The sequence below is a fragment of the Natronoarchaeum rubrum genome, from assembly GCF_024494695.1.
Map to the genome: position 1 here is coordinate 248,330 of NZ_JANHDP010000004.1, position 17,117 is coordinate 265,446.

The 17,117-nt window shown below is 72.2% G+C and carries 15 protein-coding genes; 14 read left to right on the forward strand and 1 reads right to left on the reverse strand.

Annotated features, from left to right (window positions below):
* The first annotated feature begins 40 nt into the window (after window positions 1-40).
* The 12 genes from NO931_RS11980 to NO931_RS12035 all read left to right on the forward strand — a co-directional run bounded on the left by NO931_RS11980 (window position 41) and on the right by NO931_RS12035 (window position 14,322).
* Window positions 41-2,020: an ATPase, T2SS/T4P/T4SS family gene (locus NO931_RS11980; RefSeq protein ID WP_256392567.1), complete on the forward strand. Its 1,980-nt coding sequence runs from the start codon at window positions 41-43 to the stop codon at window positions 2,018-2,020.
* The gene (locus tag NO931_RS11985; protein WP_256392568.1) at window positions 2,020-3,849 is read left to right on the forward strand and encodes a type II secretion system protein; all 1,830 of its coding nucleotides are present in this window, start codon (window positions 2,020-2,022) and stop codon (window positions 3,847-3,849) included. Before NO931_RS11980 ends, NO931_RS11985 begins: the two co-directional genes overlap by 1 nt.
* 70 nt (window positions 3,850-3,919) lie before the next feature.
* Window positions 3,920-4,390 (forward strand): DUF7283 family protein, encoded by a 471-nt coding sequence (locus NO931_RS11990; RefSeq protein WP_256392569.1) that lies wholly within the window; start codon window positions 3,920-3,922, stop codon window positions 4,388-4,390.
* The gene (locus NO931_RS11995) at window positions 4,391-4,786 is read left to right on the forward strand and encodes a DUF7285 family protein (protein WP_256392570.1); all 396 of its coding nucleotides are present in this window, start codon (window positions 4,391-4,393) and stop codon (window positions 4,784-4,786) included. It abuts the gene before it with no gap.
* The gene (locus NO931_RS12000; RefSeq protein WP_256392571.1) at window positions 4,783-5,667 is read left to right on the forward strand and encodes a DUF7284 family protein; all 885 of its coding nucleotides are present in this window, start codon (window positions 4,783-4,785) and stop codon (window positions 5,665-5,667) included. Before NO931_RS11995 ends, NO931_RS12000 begins: the two co-directional genes overlap by 4 nt.
* Before the next feature lie 2 nt (window positions 5,668-5,669).
* A complete protein-coding gene (locus tag NO931_RS12005; RefSeq protein ID WP_256392572.1) occupies window positions 5,670-8,792 on the forward strand; it encodes a DUF7286 family protein in 3,123 nt (1,040 codons plus the stop codon).
* A gap of 35 nt (window positions 8,793-8,827) precedes the next feature.
* Window positions 8,828-9,256 carry a DUF5791 family protein gene (locus NO931_RS12010; RefSeq protein ID WP_256392573.1) on the forward strand — a complete coding sequence of 143 codons (429 nt, stop codon included), beginning with the start codon at window positions 8,828-8,830 and terminating at the stop codon, window positions 9,254-9,256.
* Window positions 9,257-9,300: 44 nt separating this feature from the next.
* A complete protein-coding gene (locus NO931_RS12015) occupies window positions 9,301-10,197 on the forward strand; it encodes an SDR family oxidoreductase (protein ID WP_256392574.1) in 897 nt (298 codons plus the stop codon).
* A gap of 156 nt (window positions 10,198-10,353) precedes the next feature.
* Complete coding sequence (locus NO931_RS12020; protein WP_256392575.1) at window positions 10,354-11,520, forward strand: DHH family phosphoesterase; 1,167 nt, start codon at window positions 10,354-10,356, stop codon at window positions 11,518-11,520.
* Window positions 11,521-11,563: 43 nt separating this feature from the next.
* Complete coding sequence (locus tag NO931_RS12025; RefSeq protein ID WP_256392576.1) at window positions 11,564-11,782, forward strand: DUF8015 family protein; 219 nt, start codon at window positions 11,564-11,566, stop codon at window positions 11,780-11,782.
* Window positions 11,783-11,876: 94 nt separating this feature from the next.
* On the forward strand, window positions 11,877-13,046 hold the full coding sequence (locus NO931_RS12030; RefSeq protein WP_256392577.1) for an inorganic phosphate transporter: 1,170 nt from the start codon (window positions 11,877-11,879) through the stop codon (window positions 13,044-13,046).
* A 187-nt stretch (window positions 13,047-13,233) separates the two neighbouring features.
* Complete coding sequence (locus NO931_RS12035) at window positions 13,234-14,322, forward strand: aldo/keto reductase (RefSeq protein WP_256392578.1); 1,089 nt, start codon at window positions 13,234-13,236, stop codon at window positions 14,320-14,322.
* A gap of 24 nt (window positions 14,323-14,346) precedes the next feature.
* Here the strand turns inward: NO931_RS12035 and NO931_RS12040 are convergent, their stop codons facing one another.
* Window positions 14,347-14,517 (reverse strand): HVO_0758 family zinc finger protein, encoded by a 171-nt coding sequence (locus NO931_RS12040; RefSeq protein ID WP_256392579.1) that lies wholly within the window; start codon window positions 14,515-14,517, stop codon window positions 14,347-14,349.
* Window positions 14,518-14,678: 161 nt separating this feature from the next.
* On the opposite strand from NO931_RS12040, the gene NO931_RS12045 reads away from it, so the two are divergent.
* Together NO931_RS12045 and NO931_RS12050 are read left to right on the forward strand one after the other, a co-directional pair.
* Entirely contained in the window at window positions 14,679-15,872 is a 1,194-nt protein-coding gene (locus NO931_RS12045; protein ID WP_256392580.1) for an MFS transporter, read from the forward strand.
* A 74-nt stretch (window positions 15,873-15,946) separates the two neighbouring features.
* Window positions 15,947-17,071, forward strand: coding sequence for a glycosyltransferase family protein (locus NO931_RS12050; RefSeq protein WP_256392581.1), 1,125 nt, complete (start codon window positions 15,947-15,949; stop codon window positions 17,069-17,071).
* The last annotated feature ends 46 nt before the right edge of the window (window positions 17,072-17,117 follow it).

The following is a 17,117-nucleotide window of genomic DNA, read 5'->3' on the forward strand; positions in this document are numbered from 1 at the left end:
GGCCGCAGGTTTATGCCGGAAGTCGCGGCGAGAGCGGGCCATGCGGGAGCTACTCGACCGACTTCGAGGCGAAGACGCCGAGGCGGAGGGCTACTGCGACTGTCGCCCGGCGTTCGACGACGAGACGCTCGTGGTCGACGCCGACGACTGCGAGGGCGCCGGCGCACTCGCCGAGAGCGAGCACTGTCGCGCGACGGTCGTCGACGCGCTGACCGAGCGCGACGCCGAGCGCGTCGTGACGCGAGCCGGCGGGATGGAGCGGGCCTACGAGGACGGGGCGGCGGCCCTGCTGATCGCCGCGGGCCGGTTCGCCGAGCGCATCGCGTTCCGCGACGAACGGCTGGCCGAGCGCGCGCGACGCGATCCGTTGCGAGCCAGCCGCGACGCCGAAGCCCGGACGTCGACGGTCTCGAACGTGGCCGCCGAAACCGGGCTCGCCGCGGTTGCCGCAGCGGTCGACGGCTACGACTCGGCACTGCGGCCCTACGTCGGGCCGACCGTCGCGAGCGCCCGCGTCGCGGCCCGACCGCCGGCAGCGGGACGACTCGTCGAGACCAGAGCGATCGCTGCTGAGAGCGATTCTGGCGGCGGCGGTTCCGACGCCGAAAGCGAAGCCAGAGTCTACGAACGTCCTGACGGTGAGCGAACCTACCACCTGCTGCCCGCGGCGTGGCGGCTCGACGCCGACGCGCAGACGACGCTTGCGGCGGCCTACCAGCTGCTCGCGACCGGTGGCGTCGACGGCGAGGACCGCGCGCCCGGCCGAGCCGTCCGGCGCGTCGCGAGCGAGGACGACCCCGTCACCGAGTTGACGGCGATCCTCGAAAAGCACACGCGGGGGTTCGGCGCGGTTTCGGACCTCCTGTCCGATCCCGCCGTCTCGGACGTGTTCGCGACCGCGCCCGTCGAGGACACCCAGGTTCGCGTGCTGTTCGACGGCGATCGGCTGGCGACGAACGTCCGGCTCACCGAGCGCGGCGCCGCCGCGCTGGCGTCGCGGTTCCGCCGTGCCAGCGGCCGTGCGTTCTCGCGAGCCAGCCCCACGCTCGCCGCGACGGCCGACGCCGGCGGCGACCGATCGGTCCGCGTCGCCGGTGTCACCGACCCGGTCAGCGACGGCGACGCGTTCGTCTTTCGCGATCAGGCCGACGAGCCGCTGACGCTCCCCGCCCTCGTCGCGAACGGAACGCTCACACCCGACGCCGCTGCACTACTGTCGGTCGCCGTCGAGCGCGCCTGCGCCGGGCTAATCGCCGGCACGCGCGGCGCGGGCAAGACGACGCTGCTGGGCGCCCTGCTGTGGGAGTTCCCGCCGGCGACCCGGACCGTCGCGATCGAGGACACGCCCGAACTTCCCGTCGAGAGCCTTCGCGCGACCGGCCGGGACGTCCAGCAGCTGACGACTGCCGTCGACGCCGACGACGGGCCCGGCATCACGCCGACCGCGGCGCTCAGGACGGCGCTCCGGCTGGGCGAGGGCGCGCTCGTGCTCGGCGAGGTGCGCGGCGAGGAGGCCCAGGTGCTGTACGAGGCGATGCGCGTCGGCGCCAGCGGCAGCGCGGTTCTCGGGACGATCCACGGCGACGGCGGGGCGTCGGTCCGCGAGCGCGTCGTCGCCGACCTCGACGTGCCCGAGTCCTCCTTTGCTGTCACGGATCTCGTCGTGACGGTCGGCGTCTACGAGGGGCCCGACGGGCGCGCTCGCCGGGTCGAGCAGATCGAGGAGGTGCTCGACCGCGAGGACGGCGTCGAGTTCGCACCGCTGTACGAACTCGTCGACGGCGACCTCCGGCCGACCGGCCGGATCGACCGCGGCGAGAGTCGACTGCTCGACCGGCTCAGAAACGCAGACGAGTCGTACGCTGCGGTCCGTGAGCTGCTGTCGACCCGTGAAACCGAACTCGACCACCTCGCCCGAGAGGACTGCACGCGCCCGGCCGAGGTCGCCAGGGAGTACGGCGTCCACCGGCGCGGCGATCGGAGCGATCGACGGCAGTCCCGCGGCGAGGCGGCCGAGTGATGCTCGCCCGATCGCTCCGGGCGCTCGCCCGGCTGTCGCCGACAGCGGCGAGCGACGGCGATCCGGCGGCCGCTCCGAACGGGACGGCCAGCGGCGGTCCGACAGCCGGCGCAGGCGGAATCGATCTCGATGCGGCCGACGCCGCGCCTGCGACCCGATCGACGGCCGCCGACGGCGACGCCAGCGCCGAACTCAGGCGGTCGCTGGCCTTTCTCGATCTGCCGGTCGACGCCGCGACCGTCGTCGAAGCGGGCTACGGCGCCGCCGTCGTGACTAGCGTCGCCCTCGTTCCAACTGTGCTGCTCGCGCCGCCGGCGTTCCGACCCGCCGCAGTCCTGTTCGTGCTGGTCGCCGCGCTCGGCGTCACGCACGCGATTCATCGGCTTCCGGCCGTGCTCGCGGCCGCCAGGCGCGCGCTGGCGCTGGGCGCGGCGCCGAGTGTCGTGGGGCGGGCCGTGCTCAGGATGCGCATCACGCCGACCGCCGAGTCCGCCGCCGCGTTCGCGGCGGAGACGGGCGACGGCCCCCTCGCAGACAGCCTCGCGACCCACGTCCGGCGAGCCGAGGGGACCGCGGGATCGGGGCTCGATCGGTTCGCGGCCGAGTGGGAGGAGTGGTTCCCGGCGCTGGGCCGGGCGGTGACGCTGCTCGGCGCCGCCGCGACGGCCCGGCCCGCCGAGCGCTCGCGCGCGCTCGACCGGTCGCTCGGAGCGGTCCTTGACGGGACACGCGACCGGATGGCCGGGTTCGCCGGCTCGATTCGGGAGCCGACGACCGCGCTGTACGCGTTCGGCGTTCTCCTTCCGCTGGCGCTGATCGCCGTCGCGCCGGCTGCCCGGCTCGCCGGCGTCCCGATCTCGCCCGGCGTCCTGATCGCGCTGTACGGCGTCGCGCTGCCGGGCGTCGTCCTGGCGGGCGCGTGCTGGCTCCTGCTCCGGCGCCCGGTCGCGTTCCCGCCGCCGCCCGTCGACTGCTCGCATCCCGACGTGACCGGCGGGCGCTGGCGGCCGATCGGCGTCGGCGTCGGCGCCGCCGTCGCGGGTGCGATTCTCGCCGGCGCCGCGCCGGGCGTCGGGACGTGGGGCGCCGCGCTGGCGGCTGCGGGCTGTGGCGTCGGCGCCGGGCTGGCGTGGTGGTACCGGCCGATCACGACCGTCCGGGAGCACGCCCGGGCGGTCGAAGAGGGGCTGCCGGACGCGCTCTACCTCGTCGGCCGCGAAGTCAGGAACGGCGCCGCCGTCGAGACGGCGATCGAACGGGCCGGCGCCCGCCTCGACGGCGCGACCGGCGCGGTGCTGGCCGACGCGGCGCGACGCCAGCGCCAGCTTCGGATCGGCGTCCGGGTGTCGTTCCTCGGCGATCGGGGCGCGCTCGCGGACGTGCCCAGTCCTCGTGCCCGGAGCACGGCGGCGCTGCTGGCGCTGGCAGCCCGCGAGGGCAAGCCCGCCGGCACGGCGATCGTCTCGATGGCGGGCCACCTCGACGAACTCCAGTCGGTCGAAGCCGACGCGCGCCGCGAGTTGGCGACGATCACGGGCACGCTCCGGAGCACGGCGACGATCTTCGGCCCGCTGGTCGCCGGCGTCACGGTCGCGCTGTCGGATCGGATGGCGGCGCTCGGCGACGGCGCCGAAGCCGTGCCGACCGCGGTGCTCGGACCCGTAGTCGGCTTCTACGTGCTCGCGCTGGCAGTGATCCTGACTGCGCTGGCGATCGGGCTGGAACGGGGACTCGACCGCGCCCTGGTCGGCTACCGGGTCGGCGGCGCCGTGCTCTCGGCGACGTGTATCTACCTCGCCGCGTTCGTCGCCGCCGGCCTTGCGGTCTGAGCCGTCTGAACGATCTGCAGCGCGCCGCGTGGGCTGACATTTATGTCCGAACGGGCGGCGAGGACGGGCCATGTTCGACTCGCCGGCCGACGCGTGGTACGTCTGGATCGGGCTGTCCCTGCTCGGGGCGGCGCTCGTGGGCATCGTGACGCAACTCCCCGACGCGCCGCCGCCGGACGCCGCCGGCCCCGCGAATACGATCGACGCGGTCGCCGGCGGCCGCCACGCTGGCACCGGCACCTACCCGCTCTCGGCCGACGCCGTCCGGATCGAACCCCACCGGATCGGCGTCCGGACCGACGACGAGGCTGCGTTCGAGACGCTCGCGTACGGCCCGGTGACGCCCGTCAGGGAGGGGACGCTGCTCTGGGAGGTGCTTCAGGGCGCGCGCCCGGATCACGTGTTCGAGTCGCCCGAGGGGTTCGCCCGGGCGATCGAGCGCGCCGGAGAACGCGAGCGAACCTGGCGGTCCGCGCCCGACGCGCTCGACGTCCGGACGGTGAGCTGGAACGACGCCGAGGCGACGCTGGTGGGGGCGTAGATGCGGGACTCGCGCGGCGCCGTCCTGCCGATCCCCGCACTCATCGCCGCCGCCGTCGTCTGCTTCGCGCTCTCGCTGTACGCCACGACGCTGCACGACCGCGATCCGGGCGTCGATCGCAGCGTGCTCCGCCCGGCGACCGCCGACGCGCTCGAAGCTGCCAGCGATGCGGGCGTCGTCGCGCCGCCGCGCCTCGCCGCCGCCCTCACGGCGATTCCCGAGGGGTACGAGGCGAACATCACGCTGCGAGCCGAGGGCGAACGCTGGAGCGCCGGGCCGGAACCGCCGGGTGGCGTATCGGACACCGACACGCGCGCCGCGACCCGCGTCGTCTCGGTGCGGATCGGTCAGGGGCAGTTTCAGCCCGGCGAGTTCGAGGTGATCCTGTGGTCGTGAGTCCCGACCGCGGCGTCAGCACGGTGCTCGACGTGGTGACGTGCCTGCTACTCGTGACCGCGGCCGTCGGCGTCCACGTCGCGGGCCAGTCGAGCCAGCACGCCGCGACCGAGACGAACGAGGCCGCCGCGGTCGCGGACGTGCTGACGACCAGCACTGTCGGGGTCGACTACTCGGTGCGCCCCGAGTCGACGGGCGAGCACGCGCCAACGTACCCGGACGCCTCGGACGCCGCTTACCGGCGGTCCGCCCACGGAACGCTCGGCGAACTGCTGGCCGCCGCCGCGGTCGCAGATACGCGCGTCGACGGTCAGCGAGTGGTTCCGCACGTCGAGTTCCAGGAGCGGGTCGCTGGCGCGACGGCCGAGCGGTTGGCCGCGATCGACGACCGAATCCGCGTCGTCGCCCGCTGGTCACCGTATCCCGGATCGTCGATCAACGGCACCGTCGCGGTCGGTCCCCGTCCGCCGCCGGACGCCGACGTCGAGGCAGCGACGACCTCGGTCTCGATGGCCGAACAGTGCCCCGAGGACCGCCTCGTGAGCAGAGCCCACCAGCACGGGTTCAGCGGCCTCACGCGCGTGTTCGCGGAGTGCACCGTCGAGAGCTGGTTCCCGCCGGCAGAGACGCACGCCGCGCTGGCCGGACGGCCGCCGTTACCCGCAATCGCCGAGCACAGGTACCGTCGGGCAGCCGCAGCGATCGACGCCGATCTCGACGGCGCGGCCGCTGCCGGCGACGCCGAGCGGGCCAACGAGCGTCTGATCGATCGCCTGTCGAATCGGTTCAACGCCGAGGTGAGGGAACGGTACGACCGGCCCGAGCGCGCCGCCGAAGCGAGCTCGGTCGATCGAGTCGAGATCACGGTCCGGACGTGGTGACGATGCGGCTGCGAGACACCGACGCCGGCCCGACGATGCGGCTGGCCGACGACGACCGCGGTCGCGTTCCGTTCGCCCTGCTCGGCGTCCTGCTGCTCGTCGGCAGCGTCACCTGGACCGTCGCGCTGGCCCAGCGCGGGCCGCCGCAGGTCGACGCCAACGCCGAGGCCGCACTGGATCGCGGCGAGAGCGTCGTCCGCACCGAACTCCGGCAGGCGGTCTCGCGAGCCGGCGCGAACGCGGCTCGCGATCCGGTCGTCGAGCCGGCCGACACGGCGTTTGGACGGGGGCTTTCGGCCGAGACGCCGTACCGGGACGCTTTCCGAGTGCGGACCTACCGACAGGCCGCGACCGCGCTCCGTGGCGTCGATGCGTCGGTGGGCGACGTGCGCGTGGGAGCCGAACTGCCGCCGATCGAGGATCCGTCGTCGCTGCGCGCCGCGCTCGACCGGGTGCGTGTCGGCGAGCCGGGCGACGGCGTCGTCCGCGTCACGTTCGAGAACGTCACGCTGACCGCGAGCGCGAACGGGCGCTCGATCGAGCGGTCGAACCGGACGGTGAGCGTCACCGTCGCGACGCCGGCGCTGTCGCTCCACGAGCGAGCCGAGCGATTCCAGAACCAGCTCGATCGCGGCGCGCTGGCGGGGCCCGGGTTCGGCCGGCGCGTCGCGACGCGGCTGTACGCCGTCGCCTGGGCCCGCGGCTACGCCCAGTACGCCGGCGCGCCGATCGAGAACGTGGTCGCGAACCGGTACGTCGAGCTGAGCGCCAATTCGGCGCTGCTTCAGACCCAGCGCGCGACGATCGGCACCAGCGACCCCGCCGGTCGCGAAGCGATGGGTCGAGCCACGGCGCGGCTCGGCGCGAAAGAACTGCTCGACGGGGCGGGGTACGACGGCGAACGCTGGGTGAACGGCCTGCTCGGCGAGCATCCCGCACCGGTCGACGGCGGCGGCCCGATCGCCGAGGCGGCCGCCGAGGGCCGGGCCGCCGACCGCGGCGAGGAGACGAGCGTCGGGGTCAACCGATCGGCCGACGCCGCGCTGTACGAGCTGACGGCCGGCCGCGGCGGCGAGTCGCTGGACGATGTCGTCGAGGACGTGTACGAGACCGACGCGAAGCGGGTCGTCGAGACGGAACTCGTCGCGGACGGCGAACCGCGTGCGCTCCCGCACCCGGGCCCGGGCTGGACGATGATCGGCCGGTCGGTCGAACACGAGTCGACGACCGTCTCGCGGGCGTCCGGCTCGGCGCCCGGCCTTCCCAGCGGTTGGGACGAGTACGCCGCCCACACGCGCGAGGTCGAACGGACGACTGTCGGGACCGCCCGGTGGCTCCACTGGAACGGGACGCTCCGGACCACGACCGCGAACTGGACCGAGCGCCACCGCGTCGGCGTCGCCGTCGGCGGCGATCCGGCCGACAGCGCGTACGCTCCGGACGGTCACGTCGAGCACCTCTACGAGTCCGGCGGGCCAGTCGACGGGCCGAATCTCGCCGGCGTTCCGGAGGACGCGGTCCGGCGACTGCTGACCGAGGCGGGCGGGCCGGACGCCGTCGCGAGAGCGGCCGTCGAGGATGGACTCGGCGACGAGTCGATCACAGTGGAGCGGTCGCCGCCGGACGGCGTCGAGTCGTGGGTCTACCGCGATCTCGTCGACCTGCGCGAGGCGACGCGCGACGTTACGGTGACCGTCGATCGGGGACGGCTCGCGACCGGCGCGACCCCGGCTGCGAAGCTCGCAGCGAAGATCCGGGAGCGGAGCGACGCCGAAGCGACGCGGCGCCGCGGCTACGACAGCGTCGCCGACAAGGCCCGCGTCGCCGCCCGAATCGCCTACCTCGAACGGCTCGCCGGCGACCTCGACGAGACCGCGACACGCGGCGAGGAATCGCGCAACGGCATCGAGCAGCGGGTCGACGACGCGGGCGCCGCGACGGCCGCCCAGCTGGGCGAGCTCGTGGACCTCCGGAACGAGGTCGAGTCGGCCGAGCCCCGCTCGACGGACGCCGCGGCGCCGGCCGGCTCGCTGGATCTGAGCGTCGACGGCGCGCCGCCGTACCTGACGCTGGCATCGGTCGACCGATCGCAGGTGTCAGAGCTCTCAGAGGGGACGACGTACCACCCGCTCGTCGCGGAGAACACGAACTTGTTCGCGAACCCGGTCAACTCGACGCCCGGCGGCGTCACCGATCGGGTGTTCGGCGACACGGGGACGGTCGGGCTGCGACAGGGTGCGCGAGCGCTCGCAGCGGCCGACGACGTCGACGGGATGGCCGCGGAGGCGGTCGAGAGCGGCGAACTCGGCGAGAGTCGGCGGAAGCTGCGCGCGGAGGTCGCCGACTCGAACGACCTGCTGCGGACGACCGCACTGGGCGAACTTCGGACGGCAACGACGCTGGCATCCAGAGAGCGCGTCGCGGTCGTCGATCGGGCGCTCGGTCGCTGGGGAACCACCGGCGACCGGGCGCTCGCACTGGTCGACGGCTCGGCGGCCGAGGAGATTGCACGGGTCGCGGCCGAGCGCGAGGACACACCCGACACCGTCAGGTTTCGGGATCAGCTGCGGTCGCGGCTGCTCGTCGAACTCTCCGACGCAGCCGAGGGCGAGTCGGTTCGACTACCCAACGGCGTCGTCGGAACCGCGGTCGAGGAAACCCAGCGCGAGGCCAAGCGGCTGACCGAGGCAGCACTCGCCAGAGAACAGGAACGGGTCCAGAGCCGGATGCGAGAGCGGCTCGCCGTGAACGCCTCGGACATTCCGGCGGGGATCAAAGTGACGCCGATCCCCGGCCGCTGGTTCGCCACCGCGAACGTCTGGCAGGTCGAGGTCGCGGGCGAGTACGCGAGCTTCCGGATCGACGCCCGGCAGGGCACGCCCGTGGGACGGGGCGCCGTCGACGGAACGACCTCCTACGTCCGCGACGGCGGCAACGTCTCGCTGGACCTGAACGGCGACAGCGACCCCGAGGTACTCGGCAGATCGACGCGCGTCTCGTTCAGCGCCGAGACGACCGTGCTGGTCGTCGTTCCGGCCGGAAAGAACGGCGTCGGCGACGTCGACGGCGTGCGGACCGAGCAGTCGGCGGGCTGGCCATCGCCCGGCGCCGCGAGCGCCGAGTGACAACCCATATTGGCCGGCGCGCACTCTCACACGACATGATCCACGAGCAGCGGACCGACGTCGACGGGCTGTCGCCGGCAGGGTTGCGGGAGGAGTACGACGCGGACCTTCGATCGGTGATCGACGGCCGCGGCGTCGACGCCGTCGTCGAGGAGACGAAGGTCGACCGCGAGATCGTCGCCGCGCTGGCCGACGGCGAGTCGCCGACGCTCTCGGTGGCCGATGCCGCGGCGATCCAGGCGCTCGATGCCGACGCACCCGACGCCGATACGATCGTCGAGATGGCCTGGGAGCACCTGCTGCTGGGGATGTCCTCGGCCGTGCTGGACGTCGAGACGCTAGCGAGCGAAGCCGACACCGAGCTCTCGGCCAAGGAGATCCAGCAGAAGTTAGAGCGACGCGCCGGGGCGACGCTCGACGAGTTCGTCGCGGTCGAGCACGCCATCGTCGACAGGCAGTACTAGCGCCGACCGAAAGAGGCAGTTAGCACGAGACGCGACTCGGTATCATGCGCGTCGCAATCCTGGGCTGTGGCTACGTCGGCGTCGAACTCGGGCGGCAGCTGACGGCGGCCGGCCACGAGGCGATCGGCGTCAGGCGATCGGACGACGGCGTCGAGACGATCGAGGCGGCGGGGTTCGAGGCGGTGCAGGCCGACGTCACCGACGACGAGTCGCTGGCGGCCGTTCCCGACGCCGACGCGGTCGTGTTCGCGGCGAGTTCGGGCGGGCGCGGCGCCACGGCCGCCCGCGAGGTGTACGTCGACGGGCTTCGGACGGCGATCGACCACTTCGGCGCCCGCGAGGACGCTCCGGAGCGGCTCGTCTACACGTCGAGCACCGGCGTCTACGGCGATCACGACGGCGCGTTCGTCGACGAATCGACGCCGATCGAGCCGACGACAGAGAAGACCGAGGTGCTCGCCGAAGCCGAACGATTGGCTCGCGAGCGAGCGGCCGAGCGCGGAATCGACGGCACCGTCGCCCGCTTTTCGGGGCTGTACGGGCCGGACCGGTATCGGCTGGAGCGGTATCTGGAGGGGCCGGTGACCGAGGGGTACCTGAACATGGTCCACCGCGAGGACGCCGCCGGCGCCGTCCGATATCTGCTCGAAGACGATCTGGCCCGCGACGAGGTCGTGCTCGTGACCGACGACGAGCCGGCGCCGAAGTGGGAGTTTGCGGACTGGCTGGCCGAGCAGTGCGACGAGCCTGCACCGCCAAAGCGGACCAAAGAGGACCGGTTGGAGGATCCCGACCTCTCCGAGGCGGGGCGGCGCCGCATCCGGACGAGCAAGCGCTGCTCGAACGATCGGCTCCGGGAGCTTGGCTACGAACTGGCCTATCCGACGTACCGCGAGGGGTATCGGGCGGCGATCGAGGCCTATCTCGGAGCGTCAGGCTGACGCCGCTGTACTCCGGGCTGTGGACTTCCCGCACCGGTCCGATCAACCGCTCTGTCGGGCAATTTTTCGGTGGAAGGCCGCCACAGCCGGAGGAATCCTAACTTCCACCCCTCTCTCGGGCGAACATTCTTAGCCGATGGGTGTCTCACAACGCATATGCGGTCTCCAGTCGCTCAGCGGGGCGTCGTCGACGACGCGCTTCGGGCGGTCGGGCCCGACCTCGCGCTGCTGGCCGCCGGCGTCGCCGCAGTCGTGCTGCTGGCGGTGCTGTGGCTCGCCGTCCAGTGGCTCAGGCGACCGCCGGGCGTCCGCTTCCAGCGGCTGCTCGACGACCACGATCGCGTCGCCGTGTTGATGCATCCGAACCCCGATCCGGACGCGATGTCCTGTGCGCTGGCGGTCGCCGCCATCGCCGAGACGGTCGACACCGAGACGCGCCTGTGCTACCCCGGCCAGATCCGCCACCAGGAGAACCGGGCGTTCCGGACGGTGCTGGAACTGGAAGCCGAGCGGATCGACACCGCCGACGAGCTGGACGACGACCCAGTCGTCCTCGTCGACCACAACGCCGCGCGAGGGTTCCCCGGCGCCGAGGGCGTCGACCCGATCGCGGTCGTCGACCACCACCCCGGAGACGGCGAGGGGACCAGTTTCACCGACGTGCGGACGAACTACGGCGCCTGCGCGAGCATTCTCGCGGAGTACCTCGAAGCGGTCGGCGTCCGGCCGATCGGCGACGACGAGGACGCCGACGACGCCGCCCAACCGCTTCCCTGGGAGGTTGCGACCGGGCTGTTGTACGGCATCCAGTCCGACACCAACCACCTGACCAAGGGCTGTACCGGCGCCGAGTTCTCCGCCGCGGCGTACCTGTTCCCCGGCATCGACGAGGGGGCGCTCGACCGGATCGCGAACCCGCAGGTCAGCGCCGAAACCCTGGAGATCAAGGCCCGCGCGATCCGCGAGCGCGAGATCCGCGGCTCCTTCGCGGTGGCGGCGGTCGGCGACGTCTCGAACGTCGACGCCATCCCGCAGGCCGCCGACGAACTGCTCTACCTGGAGGGGATCACCGCGGTCGTCGTCTACGGGAAGTACGACGACAGCCTCCACCTCTCGGGGCGCTCGCGGGACGATCGGGTCCACATGGGCGACATCCTCTCGTCGGTCGTCGACGACATCCCGATGGCGTCGGCCGGCGGCCACGCCCGGATGGGCGGCGGGCAGATCTCGATCGCGCACATGCAGGGGATCGGCCCCTCGGAGGGACTCACCGAACACGAGTTCACCGAGCGACTGTTCGGCGCGCTCTCGGGCGACATCTGACAGCATCGCGGGGTGTTTTGTGCCTGGGGCGGGAACGACGCGTATGGGCTACACGGTGCAGTACTACGACCTCGTTCTGGGAGTGATCGCCGGGAGCCTCCTCACCGGCCTCGCCGCCGGCCTCGCCACGAAGCTCGCGACGCCGCTGACGCTGGCGGCGTCCGGGCTGCTCGCGATGGCGGCAATCTACCACGGACTGTTCGTCAACGGTCCGGTCGACGGCGTCGACGATCTCTCGCAGGAAGCCGAACTGTTCGAGTAGCGACGCTCGTCGGACGCCGACGCTGCCGACCCCATCCCGGCAGTCATAAGGGCGCTGGCAGCACTTTTTGATACATGTTAGAGGTGTTCGTTACGTGGTAGAGGTGCTCCTGGTCGCGGGGCTGATCGTCGCGGGGTTCGTCGGGTTCAACATCGGCGGCTCCTCGACGGGCGTCGCGTTCGGGCCGGCCGTCGGCGCCGGCCTGCTCAGGAAAGTCACCGCCGGGGCGCTGATGAGCGTGTTCGTGCTGCTCGGCGGGTGGACGGTCGGCCGGAACGTCGTCGAGACGATGGGCGGGAAGATCGTCCCGGCGGACTACTTCACGCTCTCGGCGAGCGTCGCCATCCTGCTGTTCATCGGGCTGGGAATGCTCGTCGCCAACGTCTACGGCGTCCCCGTCTCGACGTCGATGACCGCCGTCGGCGCCATCGCCGGGCTGGGGCTGGCCGTCGGCGATCTCAACTTCGAGGAGATGGGCCGGATCGTGCTGTGGTGGATCGTCGCGCCGGTGCTCGCGTTCTGGATCGGCGGCGTGATCGGACGCTACCTCTACCCGCACCTCGAAGCTCGCTTCGCCGTCGAGACGACGCCGGGATCGCTGTTCGCGCTGGATCGCAGTGGGACGGTTCCGCGCCCGACGCTGGGCCCGAACACGACGCCCCGTGAAGTCGTCGGCAGCGCGCTCGTGGTCGCGATTGCGTGCTACATGGCCTTTAGCGCCGGCGCGAGCAACGTCGCCAACGCGGTCGCCCCGCTGGTCGGGAGCGAGGCCATCGAGATGAACGCGGGGATCCTGCTGGGCGGCGTCGCCATCGGCCTGGGCGGATTCACGATCGCGCGGCGGACGATGGACACCGTCGGCACCGACCTCACCGACCTGCCGATCCTCGCCGCGCTGATCGTCGCCGTCGTCTCCTCGACGATCACCACGTTCCTCTCGTATCTGGGGATCCCGGTCAGCCTCGCGCTGAGTTCGATCATGTGCATCGTCGGGCTCGGCTGGGGCCGGGCGACCCGCGTCGCGACCATCTCGGACACGATTACGCGCAAGAAGGAAGTCGACGTGTCGGTCCACGCGCTGACCGCCGACGAGGGCCGGGCGCCAGAGGACGTCGAGCGCATCGGCGAGGAAGAGCCCGACGACCTGCGCGTCGGCGACCTGTACGACGCCGCTGCGACGGCGCGGGTCATCTCGCTGTGGATCTTCTCGCCGTCGGCCGCGGCGACGATTTCGTACCTGTTCTTCCGAGTCGTCGGCGTCTGAACGCCGCGGCGTCGAGTCGCGCGGTTGCGGCGCCGAGCCCCACTGTTTCGGCACTGGGCCGACTCCCATGGTCGCAGCGGCGTGTCGACGCCGCTGCGCTGTCATCGCCTCCGCCGCCGCTGCGCGGTCACCGACTCCGCGACCCGAACCAGCCGCACTTTTCCACGCCCGGCCCGTACTCCGGTCCATGGCGACGAACGCGGGCACGTGGGCGTACCGCGACCGATTCCACGAGTCGTTCGGGCGCACCTACTTCCGACGGTTCGGCGACGGGCTGGCGTCGAGCATCGGCATCGGGACGTATCTCGGCGACCCGACCGACGACGTCGACGAGCAGTACCACGACGCGATCGTGACGGGACTGGAACACGGCATCAACGCGGTCGACACCGCGATCAACTACCGCTGCCAGCGCAGCGAGCGCGTCGTCGGGCGCGCGCTCGACGACGCCGACGCCGAGCGCGAGGAGGTCGTCGTCGCGACCAAAGGCGGCTTTCTTCCCTTCGACGGCGAGCGCCCCGAGGACCCCGGCCGGTACGTCCGCGAGGAGTTCGTCGAGCCCGGCATCGTCCCTCGCGACGCGCTGGTCCGGGGCAACCACTGCATCCACCCCGACTTCCTCGACGACCAGCTCGACCGATCGCTGGAGAATCTCGGCCTCGATACGATCGATCTCTACTACGTCCACAATCCGGAGGCCCAGCTCGCGGAGCGATCGCGCGAGGCCGTCTACGATCAGCTCGAAGCCGCGTTCGAACGTCTGGAGAAGCGGGCCGCAGAGGGCGACATCGAGCGCTACGGCGTCGCGACGTGGAACTGCTTCCGGGTGCCCCGGGGCGACGACAGCTACCTCTCGCTGCCGGAGGTCGTCTCACGGGCGCGCGACGCCGCCGACGCGGCGGGGAACGCGGCGACGCACTTCCGGGCGATCCAGCTCCCGTTCAACGTCGTGATGGCCGACGCCTTCACCGTCGACGCCCACGAGACGCCCGAGGGCGACAAGAGCGCCCTGCAGTTCGCCAACGACGCCGAACTCGACGTGTTCACGAGCGCGAGCATCGCGCAGGGCGAGCTCGCCGAGAACCTGCCAGAGGAGGTCGCGGCGCGCCTGCAGGGCGACACGACCGCCCAGCGCGCGATCAATTTCGCCCGCAGCGCGCCCGGCGTGACCTGTTCGCTCGTCGGCGCGAAGTCGGTCGCCCACGTCGAGGAGAACGTCGCCGCGGGCACCTTCGACCCGCTGGGCGCCGACGCGTTCGACGCCGTCTTCGAGTAGCGACCGGACGACGCGTTCGGGCGGCTACCGGAGCTCCTTCCACTCGCCGCCACACTCCGGGCAGGCCCTGACGGTGCCGATCTCGCCCGGGTCGTTTTTCGTCTTGAGCGTCTTCTCGCAGTCCGCACAGTTGACGCGCTCGTAGGTGTCCTTGAAGAGGTCGCCGTCGCGCAGCGCCTTCCTGACGGATTTCATGATAGTTATGGATGTAACCAACCGGCAAAAAGGCACGGGTCGGCGGCGCCGTCGCGAGGACAGCACCGGAACGAGCGCCTCGCTGGCGTTCCCGGCCGACAAGCCGTCCCGATGGCGCCGCGAACCGGGATGTTGAAACACCGCGGCTCGAAACGCCGACCGTGAACCGATCGAGCGATCACAGGGGCCGACTGTTCGGGTCGCTGTGCGCGCTCGTCTTCCTCGTCAACTTCGCGCGGGTGGTGTTCGCGCCGCTGGTCGAACCGCTCCGGGCCGCATTCGGACTGTCTGCCGGCGTCGCCGGGCTGGTCGTCACGCTGGCGTGGCTCGGCAGCGCGTTGCTCCGACTGCCGACCGGCTACCTGCTGACCCGCGTCTCGCGCCAGCGCGTCGTGCTCGGGACCGGCGTCGTCCTAACGGGCGCAGCGGCGTTCGCGGCGACCGCCCAGTCCGTCGTCGCGCTGGGGGCGGGGGCGCTCCTGCTCGGTCTGGCCAGCGGCGCCTACTTCGTCGCCGCGAACCCGCTGGTCAGCGAGCTGTTCCCCTCCAGCGTCGGTCGAGCGATGGGGGTCCACGGCACCGCCAGCCAACTCGCGGCCGCCGCCGCGCCGCTGGCGGTCGGCGGGCTGATCGCCGTTCGATCCTGGCGGGCCGTGTTCGTCGCGCTCGCGGTCGCCGGTGCCGTCGCGACCGCCGCGTTCTACCTGATCGCGCGCCGGGCGACGCTGCCCGCGGCCGGCACGGCCGACCGGGACTTGTTGGGAGCGATCCGACGCCAGTGGCGGATCGTCCTCGCGGCGGTCGCGATCGTCGGCACGACCGGGTTCGTCTGGAACGGCTTTTTCAACTTCTACGTCACCTACCTCGTCGAAACGAAGGCGTTCGGCGAGCCGCTGGCCCGCCGGATGCTGACGGTCGTGTTCGCCGCCGGCGTCCCGGCGTTCTGGTTCACCGGTCGACTCGCCGACCGCGTGGCCTACGTCCCGCTGTTGCTCTCGATCCTTGGCGGGTTCGTCGCCAGCCTGCTCGCGCTGACCGCCGTCGACTCGACCGCGCTCGTGATCGCAGTCAGCGTCGTTCTGGGGTACGTGATCCACGGGCTGTTCCCGACGATCGACACCTACCTGCTCGCGTCGCTGCCCGACCGCCACCGGGCCAGCGCCTACGCCTTCTACAGCGCGAGCATGATGCTCGTCCAGGCCAGCGGCAGCGTCGTCGTCGGGACGATCCGGGACGCCGGCGTCGGCTTCGACGCGCTCTTTCGGTCGCTCGCGCTGGGGCTCGGCGTCGTGCTCGTCGGCCTGCTCGTGCTCTACCGTGCCGACGCGCTTCCGGACGGCGCGCGGGAAGCCTGATGCGGCGCCGGGAAGGTATCGCAGCACCGACCGGAAGCGCCGACGTTTTGAGCGTCCGGACCAAGCCACCCACGATGGAGTACGTCCAGGAGCGGATCGCGACGCTGCACGACCTGACGGGGGCGGCGCCGGACGCCCCGACGGGTCGCAGCGCCGTGATCGTCCCGATGACCGATCGGGAGTACGCCGGTCGCGCCGCCGAGCGGGTGCTCTCGACGCTCGCGGACGTCGACCCGGCACGCGTGATCGTGGCGCTGCGCGCGCCGCCCGAGCGCGTCCGCCCGTTCCGGGAGTGGCTCGACGGGTTCGACTTCGACGCGGATCTGCTGTGGTGCAACGGCCCCGCCGTAGAGTCGTTGCTGGACGATCGCGGCCTCGAGGGCGACCACGGGAAGGGCCGTGACGTCTGGCTCGCGCTCGGCGTTGCCGCCGCCGACAGCGAGTTCGTCGTCGTCCACGACGCCGACGCCAAGAGCTACGCGCCGACCCACGTCCCCCGCCTGCTCGCGCCGCTGGCCGCGGACTACTCGTTCTCGAAGGGGTACTACGCCCGCGTCGAGAACGGCCGGCTGTACGGTCGGCTCTACCGCCTGTTCGTCGCGCCGCTGCTCCGCGCGCTCGGCGACGCCGATCACGATCCCGTCCTCGACTACCTCGACGCGTTCCGCTACCCGCTGGCCGGCGAGTTCGCGATGACCGCCGGGCTGGCCCGCTCGGTCCGCGCGCAGCCGAGCTGGGGATTGGAGATCGGCACGCTCGGCGAGACGTTCGACCGGGTCGGCTTCGAGGGCTCCGCGCAGGTCGACCTCGGCGTCCACGAGCACGACCACCGCGCGGTCTCGGGCGCCGACGGGCTCTCCGGGATGGCCGAGCAGGTCGGCGCCGCGCTGTTCCGGGTGCTGGAGGACCAGGGTATCGCCGTCGACTACGACGCCGTCCGCGAGCGCTACCGCGAGGTCGGCGCCGCGATGGTCGACCAGTACGCCGCCGACGCCGCGTTCAACGAGCTCGCGTTCGACCGCACCGCCGAGCGCGAGCAGGTCCGCACCTACGCGGAGGCGATTTCGGCGCCCGGCCCCGATCAGCGACTCCCGGCCTGGCGGGACGCCCCGCTGTCGCCCGACGAGGTGGTCGACGCCGCCGAACGGGCGCTCGAATCGGCGCCCGATTCCTCGGATGGCGTCGCGCTGGACGACTGAAGAGGTAGTAGTCGGAACTTTCTGTGCTCCGGTGAGCCGAACGCTT